Annotated in this window: 13 protein-coding genes; 3 read left to right on the top strand and 10 right to left on the bottom strand. The window is 69.5% G+C overall.

From position 1 onward, the window contains the following. Positions 1-72 precede the first annotated feature (72 nt). The 8 genes from H0523_RS22305 to gtdA all read right to left on the bottom strand — a co-directional run bounded on the left by H0523_RS22305 (position 73) and on the right by gtdA (position 7,806). Positions 73-1,248, bottom strand: a complete 1,176-nt coding sequence (locus tag H0523_RS22305) for an ABC transporter substrate-binding protein (RefSeq protein WP_054433183.1) — start codon at positions 1,246-1,248, stop codon at positions 73-75. 27 nt (positions 1,249-1,275) lie between these two features. Further along, on the bottom strand, positions 1,276-2,499 hold the full coding sequence (locus tag H0523_RS22300; protein ID WP_054433184.1) for a 3-hydroxybenzoate 6-monooxygenase: 1,224 nt from the start codon (positions 2,497-2,499) through the stop codon (positions 1,276-1,278). 19 nt (positions 2,500-2,518) lie between these two features. Next, positions 2,519-3,871 carry an FAD-dependent oxidoreductase gene (locus H0523_RS22295; protein ID WP_054433185.1) on the bottom strand — a complete coding sequence of 451 codons (1,353 nt, stop codon included), beginning with the start codon at positions 3,869-3,871 and terminating at the stop codon, positions 2,519-2,521. Positions 3,872-3,952: 81 nt separating this feature from the next. Beyond that, the gene (locus H0523_RS22290; protein WP_054433186.1) at positions 3,953-4,957 is read right to left on the bottom strand and encodes a Bug family tripartite tricarboxylate transporter substrate binding protein; all 1,005 of its coding nucleotides are present in this window, start codon (positions 4,955-4,957) and stop codon (positions 3,953-3,955) included. Continuing rightward, positions 4,950-5,348, bottom strand: coding sequence for a chorismate mutase (locus H0523_RS22285; protein ID WP_006392672.1), 399 nt, complete (start codon positions 5,346-5,348; stop codon positions 4,950-4,952). The genes H0523_RS22290 and H0523_RS22285 overlap by 8 nt, the downstream gene beginning before the upstream one ends. Beyond that, positions 5,345-5,983 carry a maleylacetoacetate isomerase gene (gene maiA, locus H0523_RS22280; protein WP_054433188.1) on the bottom strand — a complete coding sequence of 213 codons (639 nt, stop codon included), beginning with the start codon at positions 5,981-5,983 and terminating at the stop codon, positions 5,345-5,347. Before maiA ends, H0523_RS22285 begins: the two co-directional genes overlap by 4 nt. 12 nt (positions 5,984-5,995) lie before the next feature. After that, the gene (locus tag H0523_RS22275; RefSeq protein ID WP_054433190.1) at positions 5,996-6,694 is read right to left on the bottom strand and encodes a fumarylacetoacetate hydrolase family protein; all 699 of its coding nucleotides are present in this window, start codon (positions 6,692-6,694) and stop codon (positions 5,996-5,998) included. 59 nt (positions 6,695-6,753) lie between these two features. Further along, the gene (gene gtdA / locus H0523_RS22270) at positions 6,754-7,806 is read right to left on the bottom strand and encodes a gentisate 1,2-dioxygenase (protein ID WP_054433192.1); all 1,053 of its coding nucleotides are present in this window, start codon (positions 7,804-7,806) and stop codon (positions 6,754-6,756) included. Between the two features lie 170 nt (positions 7,807-7,976). Here gtdA and H0523_RS22265 point away from each other — a divergent pair, with 170 nt between their 5' ends. Both H0523_RS22265 and H0523_RS22260 read left to right on the top strand, forming a co-directional pair. Further along, on the top strand, positions 7,977-8,912 hold the full coding sequence (locus H0523_RS22265; RefSeq protein WP_006386930.1) for a LysR family transcriptional regulator: 936 nt from the start codon (positions 7,977-7,979) through the stop codon (positions 8,910-8,912). Then, positions 8,912-9,469 carry a hypothetical protein gene (locus tag H0523_RS22260; RefSeq protein ID WP_054433194.1) on the top strand — a complete coding sequence of 186 codons (558 nt, stop codon included), beginning with the start codon at positions 8,912-8,914 and terminating at the stop codon, positions 9,467-9,469. Before H0523_RS22265 ends, H0523_RS22260 begins: the two co-directional genes overlap by 1 nt. A gap of 19 nt (positions 9,470-9,488) precedes the next feature. Here the strand turns inward: H0523_RS22260 and glpK are convergent, their stop codons facing one another. Together glpK and H0523_RS22250 are read right to left on the bottom strand one after the other, a co-directional pair. After that, on the bottom strand, positions 9,489-11,012 hold the full coding sequence (gene glpK / locus H0523_RS22255; RefSeq protein WP_054433196.1) for a glycerol kinase GlpK: 1,524 nt from the start codon (positions 11,010-11,012) through the stop codon (positions 9,489-9,491). Beyond that, positions 10,999-12,453, bottom strand: a complete 1,455-nt coding sequence (locus tag H0523_RS22250; RefSeq protein ID WP_054433197.1) for a DHA2 family efflux MFS transporter permease subunit — start codon at positions 12,451-12,453, stop codon at positions 10,999-11,001. The genes glpK and H0523_RS22250 overlap by 14 nt, the downstream gene beginning before the upstream one ends. A 98-nt stretch (positions 12,454-12,551) precedes the next feature. Here H0523_RS22250 and H0523_RS22245 point away from each other — a divergent pair, with 98 nt between their 5' ends. Next, complete coding sequence (locus tag H0523_RS22245; RefSeq protein WP_054433199.1) at positions 12,552-12,740, top strand: DUF3460 family protein; 189 nt, start codon at positions 12,552-12,554, stop codon at positions 12,738-12,740. Positions 12,741-12,751: the final 11 nt, after the last annotated feature.

The raw sequence follows: 12,751 nt of genomic DNA, 5'->3' as shown, positions 1-12,751 counted from the left end.
GCTCACATGCCCAGGTAGCGCCGCGCCCGCTCCAGCGTTCCTGGCGGATCCGCGGCGTCAGGTCCTCGGCGGCTACATCTTGCAGTCGGCCGCGTGCACATCGGTGTGGTCGCGGGCGATGACCTTGAGGTTCTTGTAGACCAGCTTGCCGTCCGCGCCGGCCTCGATGTGCAGCAGATACCAGTCCTGCACCGGATGCTGGTTGGGACCGAACTTGAACTTGCCGCGCACGCTGGGGAAGTCGGCGCGGCGCAGCGCGTCGCGGAACGCGTCGGCCTTGCCGGTGATGTCGCCGTTCACGGCCTTCAGGCCCGAGGCGATCAGGTTGGCGGTGTCGTAGGCCTGCGCCGCATAGGCGGTGGGCGCGCGGTTGTAGGTCTTGGTGAAGGCTTCGACGAAGTGCTTGTTTTGCGCGTTGTCCAGGTCCGCGCTCCACAGCGAACTCAGGTAGAAGCCCTTGCCGGCGGTGCCGGTGGCGGCCAGCATGCGTTCGTCCATCGAGTAGATGGGCGTGATCATCTTGATCTTGTCGGCCAGGCCGGAGTTGGCGTACTGCTTGGTCAGGTTGATGCCGGCGCCGCCCGGATGGAACTGGAAGATGGCGTCCGGGTTGAGCGAGCGGATGCGCGCCAGCTCGACCGAGAAGTCGGCCTGTTCGAGCTTGGTGTAGATCTCCTCGGCGATCTCGCCCTTGTAGGTGCGCTTGAAGCCGGCGACGGCGTCGCGCCCGGCCTGGTAGTTCGGCGCCATGACGACGACGCGCTTGGCGCCCAGCTCGTTGGCGGCGATGCCGGCGGTGTCGGCGTACGAGTCGTTCTGGAAGGCGACGGCGAAGTAGTTGGGGTTGCAGGCCTTGCCGGCGTAGTTGGAGGGGCCGGCGTTCAGGCTGACGTAGAAGCCGCCCGCGTTGAGCACCGTCGGCCCGACGGCCGCCATGACGTTGGAGAAGTTCACGCCGGTGAACAGGCGCACGCCGCCCTGCACCATCTTGTCGGCGATCTGCTTGGCGTTGGCCGGCTTGAGCGCGTCGTCCTCCACGCGCACGTTGACCGGCACGCCGCCGAGCTTGCCGCCGCCTTCCTTGACCGCCAGCATGAAAGCATCGCGCTCGTCCTCGCCGATGTAGCCGGCCGGCGTGGACAGCGTGCCGATGAAACCGATGTCCACGGGTTTCTGCTGGGCCTGGACGCCGCCGGCGGCCAGTGCCAGCAGCAGCGCGGCGCCGCCGCGGGTGATGCGTGTCGTCATGGTTGTCTCCTCCTGTGCCTGCTTTTTTTATGGCTGGATGGGTCCCGCGAGACAGTTCTCCACCTTCCAGCCGTAGAGCCACTGCAACGCGTCGTAGAACTGGGACTGGCCGCGGCCGGTCCACAGCATGTTGCGCACGGTGCGTTCGACGCCGCGCGCGTGATAGAGCCTGCCCATCTCCCGGGTCGACCAGACCACGCGCGCGCTGCGCGGGATGCGCACCGATTCGTACAGGCGGAAAGCGGCTTCCAGGTCGTGGTCGCAGCGTTTGACGGCTTCGCCCAGCGTCACTGCGTCTTCGAGCGCCATGCAAGCGCCCTGGGCCATGTACTGGGTCATGGGGTGGGCGGCGTCGCCCAGGATGGTGAGGCGGCCCTGGCCCCACTGTTCGACCGGCTCGCGGTCGGCGGTGGCCCAGCGCTTCCACGAAGTGGGGCGGTCCAGCATCTGGTGCGGGCGCGGGTGGATGCCCTGGAAGTACGACAGCACTTCCTCCTTGCTGCCTTCGCGCACGCCCCATTGTTCCTGCTCGCGGCTGTGGAAGGTCACCACCAGGTTGTATTGCTGGCCGCCGCGCAACGGGTAGTGCACCAGGTGGCAGTGCGGGCCGGCCCACAGCACCGGCGCGTTGATGCGCAGTTCCTCGGGCATGTTGTCGCGCTCGACCACGGCGCGGTAGACCACGTGGCCGGTCACGCGCGGCGGATCGCCGATCAGGTGCTCGCGGATCACGGACTTGACGCCGTCGGCGCCCACCACCGCGTCGGCCTGGTAGCGGTTGCCTTCGGTATCCGTGACTTCCACGCGCTTGCCGTCCTGCGCGACGCTGGCGATCTGGGTCGAGGTGCGAAAGCGGATCAGCGGGTTCTGCTGCACCGCTTCCAGGATGGACAGGTGGATGTCGGCGCGGTGGATCACGGCGTAGGGGCCGCCGAAGCGCTCGCGGAAAGCGTCGCCGGTGTCGATGCGCACCACTTCGCGCGCGTCGACCGCGTCCATCATGATGATGTGGTCGGTGAAGACCGCGCGCTGGCGTGCCGTGGCGCCCACGCCCAGCGCGTCGAGCGCGGCGAAGGCGTTGGGGCCGAGCTGGATGCCGGCGCCGATCTCGCCGATGTGCGCGGCCTGTTCCAGCAACTGCACGGCGATGCCCTGGCGCGTCAGCGCCAGCGCCGCGGCCAGGCCGCCGATGCCGCCGCCCACCACGATCACGGATTGGGGCGCGCCCTGTACTGTCGGTGTTGCGTTCATTCCTGGATTCCTTGCGTGTTCAGTCGTGGCCGCCGAGGAAGGCGCCTTGCCGTTCCAACTGCGCCTGCAGGGTGGCGACCGGCAGGTCGGCCGGCGCGATGCCGGCGCGCAGCGCCAGCGCCGAGGCAGTGCCGGCGGCCTCGCCCATGACGAAGCAGCTGCCGCTGACGCGGGCGGCCGACTGGCCCTCGTGCGTCATCGAGGCGCAGCGTCCGGCCACCAGCACGTTGCCGGCCACGCCGGGGCCGCGGCGCGGCACCATCATGCGGAACGGCAGCTGGTTGTAGCCGCGCGATTCGGGGATGGGCGGCCACATCCACTGCACGTCGCCGGCGGTGTGCATTTCCAGCGGCCAGCCGTTGACGCCGATGCTGTCCTCGAAGTCGGCGCAGCCCAGCACGTCTTCCTTGGTCAGCACGGCTTCGCCGACGATGCGGCGGGTTTCGCGGATGCCCAGCTGCGGCGCGATGTCGAGCACGTAGGCGTGCTCGAAGCCCGGCACCTTGGCGCGCAGGAACTTCAGGTACTCGGTGATCTGGCGGCGGCCTTCCAGCTCGCCGGCCGAGAGCGAGGCGGCGTCGGTGCCGTCGGCCGCGCTGCCGTCGGCGTTGGCCAGCTGGGTCACGTTGACGCGCCACTCGTAGTCATGCTTTTGCGGCCGCACGATGGCGCCGCGCCGCGGGAAGGTGAATTCGCCGCTGGCGGCGGCCTGGTCCATCAGTTGCGGAATGGTCTTCCAGGCCTCCTGGGCGCGGGCGCCGTCGACGTTGCCGACCTTGAACATCAGCGTGGGGTAGAGCATGTGGCCGTGCGCGTCGCCCTTCTCGAACGGCAGGCCGCCCCATTGCGCGATGTCGGCGTCGCCGGAGCAGTCGATGAAGACCTTGCCGCGCACCGCGCAGCGGCCGGACTTGGTCTCCAGGAACAGCGCGTCGACATTGCCGGCGGCATCGCGCGCCAGGCCGGTGGCCAATGCGTGGAACAGGATCTGTGCGCCGCTGTCCTGCACCATGCCGTCGGCGGCGCACTTGAAGGCGGCGATGTCGTAGGCCTGGGCGTGGATCTTGCCCAGGATCAGGTGCGGGTCGTTCAGTCCGTCCAGCGCGCGCATGCGGTCCAGCAGCTCGTCCGTCATGCCGTGCACGACCTGGCGGATGGCGCCGCGGATGTTGGCGTGCAGTCCGCAGAAGTTGGAGACCCCCGCCGCCGTGCCCATGCCGCCGAGAAAGCCGTAGCGTTCCACCAGCAGCACGCTGGCGCCGTTGCGGGCGGCGCTGGCCGCGGCCAGGATGCCGGCGGGGCCGCCGCCCAGCACGACGACGTCGTATTCGCCGTAGAGCGGGACCTGGCGGGCGGGTTCGGTGAGGGTCATGCTTGTCTCCTTGCTTGTCCTGCGGACTGCGTCTGGTGTTGCGAAATGCCGGGCGGCGAGGCCGCCCGTTCACGGGCCTGGTTACTGGCCCTTGATGCCGAGCTTGGTGATGAGGGGCTCCCAGCGCTTGAGCTCATCGTCCATGTAGGCGCGGAACTCGGCCGGGGTGCTGCCCACCGGGTCCATGAACTGCGCCTGCAGGCGCTTGACTACCTCGGGGTCGCGGATCGCCTGGATCAGCGCGTCCGACAGCTTCTTCTGGATGTCGGCGGGCACCTTGGACGAGATCACGAAACCGATCCAGGCCGAGCCCTCGATGCCGGGCACGCCGACTTCGGCCAGCGTGGGGATCTCGGGCAGCAGCGTGGAGCGCTTGGACGAGGTCACGGCCAGCGCCTTCAGGCGGCCGTCCTTGACCATGCTCATGACGGCGATCGGCGGCAGCGCGGCGAACTGCGTGTCGCCCGACAGCAGCGAAGTCAGCGCGGCCGGCGACGACGGATACGGCACGTGCGTGGCGCGCGCGCCGATCCGCTGCAGCAGCAGCTCCACCGCCAGGTGCGAGACGGTGCCGGCGCCGGGCGAGGGGAAGTTGTACTTGTCCGGGTTCTTCTTGAGCGCTTCCAGCAATTGGCCGACGTTGTCGATGCCGGAGTTGGCCGGCACCACCAGCACGTTGGGCTGGTGCACCGCCAGCGTCAGCGGCGCCAGGTCGGTGGCGGGCGCGTAGGGCAGCTTGTCGAACAGCAGCGTGTTGTTCACCAGCGGGCCGGTGATCGAGACGCCGAAGGTGTAGCCGTCGGGCTTGGCGTTGGCGATGGCGAAGGTGCCGATGTTGCCGCTGGCGCCCGGCTTGTTTTCCACCACCACGGTCTGGCCGAGGATGGCGCCGGCCTTCTCGCCGACGATGCGCGCCACCTGGTCGGGGCTGGAGCCCGGACCGAACGGCACCAGCGCCTTGAGCGGCTGCGACGGCCAGGCGTCGGCGGCCTGCGCCGCGCCCAGCGGCGCCAGCGCGATCAGCCCCAGCGCCAGCGCGCGCGCCGTGAAAGCGCGCGCCCGCGCCAGGGTCGAGGGGTTATGCATGCTTGTCTCCCGCAATCTTCATGTTGTTGAAATAGGTCTGTTCATTGGCGATGAAGGCCGCCACCATGGCGCGGTAGGCGGCATCGACCACCTGGTCCAGGTTCTCGAAGCCCTGGTCGTGGCGCTCGGCCAGGCGCCGCACTTTCTCGAACACCTCGGCCTGGCGCGCCGGCGCGCTGACCTGGAAGGCGTCGCGCTTGAAGCGCGCGGCGTCCTTGACGTACATGGCGCGTTCGGCCATCAGGCGCACGATCTCGTCGTCGAGCCGGTCGATGTTGGCGCGCACCTCGGCCAGGTTGGCGCACAGCGGGCGGTAGGCCGGATCGGTGTATTCGCGCAGCGGCGCGCCCAGGGTGTCGGGCTCCTGGCCCGGGGAAGCTTGCGTGGTCACTTGATGTAGTCCGGTTGGTTGCCAGGCGCGGCCCGCTGGAACGCGGGCTGCGCGGCGCAGTGTTCATAGACGGCGATCAGGCGCGGGTAGGCCGACAGGTCGCAGCCCATGCGCTGGGCGTTGGCGATCTGCGGCACCAGGCAGCAGTCGGCCAGCGTCGGCGCATCGCCGAAGCAATAGGCGCCGTGGCCATGACGCGCCAGCAGGGTCTCGACCGCGGTCAGGCCTTCGCGGATCCAGTGGTGATACCAGGCGTTCTTCTGCGCGTCGGTGGCGCCCAGCTCTTCCTGCAGGTAGCGCAGGATGCGCATGTTGTTGACCGGATGGATGTCGCAGGCGATGGCGTTGGCCAGCTCCAGCACGCGGGCGCGCTCGCGCGGCGCGGCCGGGATCAGGCGCGGCTCGGGGTGCGTGGCGTCCAGGTAGTCGATGATGGCGAGCGATTGCGACAGCTGGAAATCGCCTTCCGTCAGCAGCGGCACGCCGGCCGACGGATTCTGCGCCACGTAGTCGGCGGCGCGCTGTTCCTGTTTGCGCAGGTTCACCGGCACGATGTCGAACGGCAGGCCCTTGAGCGCCAGCGCGATGCGCACGCGGTACGAGGTGGAGCTGTTGAAGAAGCTGTGCAGTTGCATGGGCGGGCGTCCTCAGGCGATCTGCACGCTGAGCGTGCCCAGGCCGTCGACGCCGCCGACCAGCTTGTCGCCGCGCGTCACGGGGCCCACGCCTTCGGGCGTGCCGGTGTAGATCAGGTCGCCGGCTTCCAGGCGGAAGTAGCGCGACAGGTAGGCGATGGTCTCGGCCACCGACCAGATCAGCTGGCCGACGTCGCTGCGCTGCTTGTCGGCGCCGTTGACCTGCAGCCAGATGCCGGCGTGGTGGATGTCGCCGGCCTGCGCGGCGGGCACCAGCGGGCCGATCGGCGCGCTCTGGTCGAAGGCCTTGCCCAGCTCCCACGGGCGGCCGGCCTCGCGCATCTTCATCTGCAGGTCGCGGCGCGTCATGTCCAGGCCGACGGCGTAGCCCCACACGTGTTCCAACGCGGATTCGACCGCGATGTTGGCGCCGCCCTTGCCGATGGCCGCGACCAGTTCGATTTCATAGTGGAAGTTGGCGGTCTCGGACGGATAGGGCAGCGTCAGCGTGGCGTCCCGCGCCACCGGCACCACGGCGTCGGCCGGCTTGCAGAAGAAGAACGGCGGCTCGCGGTCGGGATCGAAGCCCATCTCGCGGGCGTGGGCGGCGTAGTTGCGGCCGACGCAATAGACGCGGCGCACGGGAAAACGGTCCGGGCTGCCGGCGACGGGCACGGCGACGGGGTCGGCGGGAGCAAACACGTAAGACATGAATCAACCTTTGAAGGCGGAACGGAAAGGGGGAGGGCGGGCGCGGCGGCCCGCCCGCGTCAGGCGATGCGTTCTTCGCGCCACAGGCCCAGCGCGTCCTGCACCGGGCGGTCGGAATAGCTGAACAGGGTGGCGTCTTCCAGCGCCGCCAGCTGCACCGGCAGCCACGACGGCGCCACGAACACGTCGCGCGGACCGAAATGGAATTCGGCGTCGCCGATGCGGGCGATGCCGCGGCCTTCCACCACGCTGTAGACGGTGGAGTCGGTGCTGCGATAGGTCTTGCCCTGGAAGCCGGCCGGCAGCAACTGCATGAAGGTGGCCATGGTGGGCATGGGGTAGCCGCCCGTGGCCGGATTGAGGTAGCGCAGCTTGACGCCGTCCCAGGGGTCGAGCTCGCCGTGGCGGTAGAGCGCGTCGAGCGCTTCGCGGCTGCGCTCGTAGGGGTAGTTGAAGATCGGCGAGGTGCCGCCGGCGGCGCGGTGGCGCACCGGCGCCATGTTGTGGCCGTAGCGCGCCATGCTGTCGCCTTCCGGCCGCGTGACGGGCTGGGTGGCGGACGGATAGTTTTCGGCGAAGCCGGCGTCCAGGAAGCGCAGCAGCGGAATGTCCAGGCCGTCGAGCCAGACCACCGGTTCGCCGCCGTCGACGGTCTCGGCGTTGCCGTGGTCGTGCCAGGTCCAGGACGGCGTGATGATGAAGTCGCCCGGATGCATGGTGGTGCGTTCGCCGTTGACGGCGGTGTAGGCGCCGCGGCCCTCGACGATGAAGCGCAGGGCCGACTGGGTGTGGCGGTGGCTGGGCGCGATCTCGCCCGGCAGGATCAGCTGCAGGCCGGCGTACAGGCTCTGCGTGATGCTGGCCTGGCCGGGCAGGCCCGGGTTCTCCAGGATCAGCACGCGCCGCACGGCTTCCTCGGCGGTGATGAGCGAGCCCGAGGCCAGCACGTCGTCGCGCACGTCGTCGTATTTCCAGATCGCCGGCACGCAGCGCGGCGCGGGCTGGCGCGGCACCAGGTTGTGCAGCGACTCCCACAGCGGGGCCATGTGCTTCTGGGCGATGCGCGCGTAATAGGCGGCGCGGTCCGCGCCGGGGGGGTGACCGTCGGGCATGTCTGTCTCCTGGGGGCCGGCGTCGGGGCCGGCTTCTGTTGGCCCGTCGCGGCAGGCGCGGCGGGTCACGATATGGAGACGATTATGCGTAACGAGCTATGTGTTTTGAAATGAAATTATCTTATTATCCATACCAATAACTATATGGATAAGAGACAAAAGGGGACTCCATGGACTGGACTCACCGGTTGCGCCTGCGCAACCTGAAAATGCTCCTCAGCCTGGCCCAGACCCGCAACATCAGCCACTCGGCCGCCATGCTCAACACGACCCAGCCGGGGTTGTCGAAATGGCTGAAGGATCTGGAAGACGACATCGGCCTGCCGCTGTTCGAGCGCCATGCGCGCGGCCTGCGGCCGACGCCGCACGGCGACGTGCTGATCGCGCACGCGCAGCGGGTCGAGGCGCAGCTGGACCGCGCCAGCGCCGACATGGCTGCGCTGCGCGAGGGCGGCGGCGGCCGGGTGGTGATCGGCGCCTCGGGCGCCTCGGCCTCCGACACCGTGCCGCTGGCGGTGATGAAGCTGCTCGAACGCATGCCGCAGGCCCGCGTGAAACTGGTGGAAGGCACCACCGACCGCCTGTTGGCGCAGCTGGCGCAGGGCGACCTGGACATCGTGGTGGGCCGCTCGGCGCCCGAGCACCATGATCCGGCCATCCGCTTCGAAGCGCTGTACCTGGAGCCGATCCACCTGGTGGCGCGGCCGCGCCATCCGCTGTTCGCGCTGGAGCAGCCCGGCTGGCCAGAGCTGCTGTCATACCGCTGGATCCTGTGGCCCAAGGGCACGCCGATCCGCAACGCGGTCGACGCCGCGCTGGCCGCGGCCGGCCAGGCGCCGCCGGCCGACCACGTCGAGTCCAATTCGGTCACCATCAACCTCACCCTGATCAACAACAGCGACATGATCGGCGTGGCCTCGCACCGCGCGGCGCTGCGCTTCACGCAGATGAAGGCGATGCGCATCATCCCGGTGCGCTTGTCGGGCTTCGGCTCGGTGGCCATGTACTGGCGCGAGGACGCCTTCCGGCCGACCGCCGTGCAGGAGGCGATGGCCGCGCTGCGCAACACGGTGGCCGAACACGCCCCGGGCGTCACGAGGCTGTGATGGCGCCGTCCGGCCCCGGGCTGAATGCGCTGATCGCGCAATGCCGCCGGCTGGAGGCGGCGCTGCGCGACGAGGCGGGCGCGCCGGATGCGTCGGCGGCCATGCACCGCTTCGTCGCCGAGATGGATGCGCGCGCCGCGCCGCCGGGGCTGTGGTCGCCGCTGGCGCTGGCGGTGCTGACGATGGTCGGCGGCATCGGCGTCGGCATCGGCCTGTTGAGCCTGCTGCTGCGCCCGGCCGGCCCGGCGCTGGCGGCCTTCGCGCTGGTGCTGGCCTGCGCCGTCACGGCGCTGGCGCTGGCGATCGGCGTGGTGGCGTTCATGGGCGGCTACAGCCTGGGGCTGGTGCTGCTCAAGCGCACCGCGCTGACATTGGCCGCCGCGGGCGGGTTGGGGCTGATCGCGTGGTCGCAGGGCGACATGCGCGCGGTCGGCCCGGTGGTCGCGCTGCTGGGCGGCGCCGGCGCGTGGCTGCTGATGAACAGCAATGCGTTCTATGTGTTCGCCGGCTATCGCGTGGCGTTGCGGCTGATGCAGGCGCAGGCGCGGCGGCCGTAAGTCGCCGGGCCGCGGCCGTTCACTTCGCGGTGTTGGACCAGCCCTTGGACAGTTCCACCGCCTGGCTCCAGCGCCGCATGCGGGCCTCGCGCACCGAGTCCGGCCAGGCCGGCTCGAAGGTGCGCTCGGCCTGCCACTTGGAGGCGAACTCGTCCTGGCCCGACCAGAAGCCGACCGCCAGGCCCGCCAGGCCCGCCGCGCCCAGCGCGGTCGATTCCGGCACCCGCGGGCGCACCACCGGCACGCCCAGCAGGTCGGCCTGCATCTGCATCAGCAGGTCGTTGCGGGCCGCGCCGCCATCGACCCGCAGCTCGGTCAGCGCGATGCCGCTGTCGCCGTTCATGCAGGTCAGCAGTTCGGCGCTCTGCAGCGCGATGGATTCGAGCGTGGCGCGGGCGATGTGGGCGCGGGTGGTGCCGCGCGTCAGGCCCACCAGGGTGCCGCGGGCATAGGGATCCCAGTGCGGCGCGCCCAGGCCGGCGAAGGCCGGCACCATGAAGACGTCGTCGGTGTCGGCCACGCTGGCGGCCAGCGATTCGATTTCCTCGGAGCGCTGGATGATGCCCAGGCCGTCGCGCAGCCATTGCACCGCGGCGCCGGCGACGAACACGCCGCCTTCCAGCATGTAGGCCGGCCGCCAGCCTGGCTGGCCCTGGACCGGCAGGCCCCAGCCGACGGTCGACAGCAGATGGTTGTGCGACTGCACCGGCTTGTCGCCCACGTTCATCAGCATGAAGCAGCCGGTGCCATAGGTGTTCTTGGCCATGCCCGGCTTGAAGCAGGCCTGGCCGAAGGTCGCGGCCTGCTGGTCGCCGGCGACGCCGGCGATGGGAATCGAGCCGCCCAGCCATTCGGGCAGGGATTCGCCCACCACCGCGCTGCTGGGCGCGATCGACGGCAGCACGCTGCGCGGAATGTTGAGCAGCGCCAGGATCTCGTCGTTCCAGTCCTGCGTGTGCAGGTCGAACAGCATGGTGCGCGAGGCGTTGCTGGGGTCGGTGCTGTGCACCGCGCCGCCGGTCAGCTGCCAGATCAGCCAGGTGTCGACGGTGCCGAAGGCCAGCTCGCCGCGCTCGGCCTTCTGGCGCGCGCCGGGCACGTGATCCAGTAGCCAGGCCAGCTTGGTGCCCGAGAAATAGGCGTCCAGCACCAGCCCGGTGCGCGATTGCAGGAAGTCGGCATGGCCGTCCTGGCGCAACTGGTCGCACATCGGCGCGGTGCGGCGGTCCTGCCAGACGATGGCGCGGGCCAGCGGGCGGCCGCTGGCGCGGTCCCAGATCAGGGTGGTTTCGCGCTGGTTGGTGATGCCGATGGCGGCCACGTCGGCGGCGCTGGCGGCGGCGTTGCGCAAGGCCTCGCGCGCCACGTCCAGCTGGCTGTGCCAGATCTCGCCGGGATCATGTTCGACCCAGCCCGGCCGCGGGTAGTGCTGGCGGAATTCGCGCTGGCCGATGCCGCGCACCACGCCGTCGCGATCGAACACGATGGCGCGGGAGCTGGTCGTGCCCTGGTCCAGGGCTAGGACAAATTCATTCGTCGTCACTGTTTTTGGCGCCGTTCAGGTGTGCCCCGGCCAGCGGGTCGAGGCGTCTAAAGGAGAAGACCGAAGCCGCGCACAGCAGGCCGATGACGATGAAGCCGGCGATCACGTCGCCCACCGCCAGCGTTTCGGCCCCGCGCAGGGTCATGCTGATGTTCAGGGTCACCGCGGCCACGCCCACGCCCAGGCTGATGCCGAGCTGCTGCGCCATGGCGGCGAAGCTGCTGGCGCGGCTCATCTTGGCCGGGGGAATGTCGGCATAGGTTAGCGTATTTACGCCGGTGAACTGCAGCGAGCGGAAGAAGCCGCCGATCAGCAGGATGGCGATCAGCAGCCAGACCGGCGTGGCCGCCGTGAAGGTGGCGCAGACCATGATGAAGGCGCCGGTCAGCACCGCGTTCACGGTCAGCACGCGGCGAAAGCCGAAATGCCTGACGATCGGGGTGGCCACGAACTTCATCAGCAGCGCGCCGGCCGCGCTGGCGAAGGTGATCAGGCCGGCCGAGAACGGCGACAGGCCGAAGCCCACCTGCAGCAGCATGGCCAGCAGGAAGGGCGTGGCGCCCACCGCGAAGCGGCACAGGTTGCCGCCCAGCGTCGAGATGGCGAACGTGGGAATGCGCATCAGCGACAGGTCGATGATCGCGTAATCGATGCGGCGCGCGTGCCAGCCGTAGAGCAGGCCGCAGATGATGCCCACCGCGATCAGGCCCAGCAGCAGCGGCAGCGGCATGACGTCGCGGCCGATGGCCTCGAAGCCGCTGACCAGCGTGGCCAGGCACACGGCGCTGAGCAAAAAGCCCAGCCAGTCCAGGCGCGGCGCCGTTTCTTCCTTGATCTCGGCCACGTAGCGCAGCACCAGCGCGATGCCGAGCACGCCGATGGGAATGTTGATCAGGAAGATCCAGTGCCACGACATGTAGGTGACCATGAAGCCGCCCAGCGGCGGCCCGATCACCGGGCCCAGCAGCGCCGGGATCGACAGGAACGACATGGCTTTGAGCAGGTCCTGCTTGGGCACGGTGCGCAGCAGGATGATGCGGCCCACCGGCACCATCATGGCCCCGGCCATGCCCTGCACGATGCGGGAGATGACCAGTTGCGGCAGGTCCTGCGACAGGGCGCAAGCCACGGAACTGAGGGTGAACAGGCCGATGGCGGCGATGAAGACGCGGCGGGCGCCGTAGCGGTCGGCGGCCCAGCCGCTGACCGGCACGAACACGGCCACCGACAGCAGGTAGGAGGTGATGGCCACGTTCAGCCGCACCGGGGTCGATCCCAGGGCCCGCGCCATGGCCGGCAGGGCGGTCGCCACCACGGTCGCGTCCAGCATCTGCATGAACAGCGCACAGCCGACGATGAAGGGAATCATGCGTGCCGCGCGCACCGCGTCCGGGGTTGAAGGAGGAGCGGGATTGGCTGCGGCTGCGGATTCGGCGGACATGGCGGAGGGGGGCGGTGGGAGCCGGAAGATTGTAACGCCGGGTTCCGGCCCCGGGTGCAGTAAACTGGCGGCATCCGAAACCCACTGAAATTGGTGCCATGGCGACCAACTACGAATCCGAGATCACCCAGTTCCTGAAAGACTACAAGCAGTCGCACCCTGGCACCGAAGAACGCCAGCGCGAAGGCCGCGCCCGTCTTTGGGACAAGACGCAGGACGCGGAACTGCTGGAAGGCTTCCGCGCCGCCCGCGTGCCGCAAAAGCCGTACGTGTATCAGGCCGACTGATACCGTTGCGG

Origin of the sequence: Achromobacter insuavis (assembly GCF_902859645.1) — a bacterium.
Taxonomy (GTDB): domain Bacteria; phylum Pseudomonadota; class Gammaproteobacteria; order Burkholderiales; family Burkholderiaceae_B; genus Achromobacter; species Achromobacter insuavis.
Note: the sequence above shows the minus strand (reverse complement) of the source record. Positions and strands in the feature narration are given on the sequence as shown.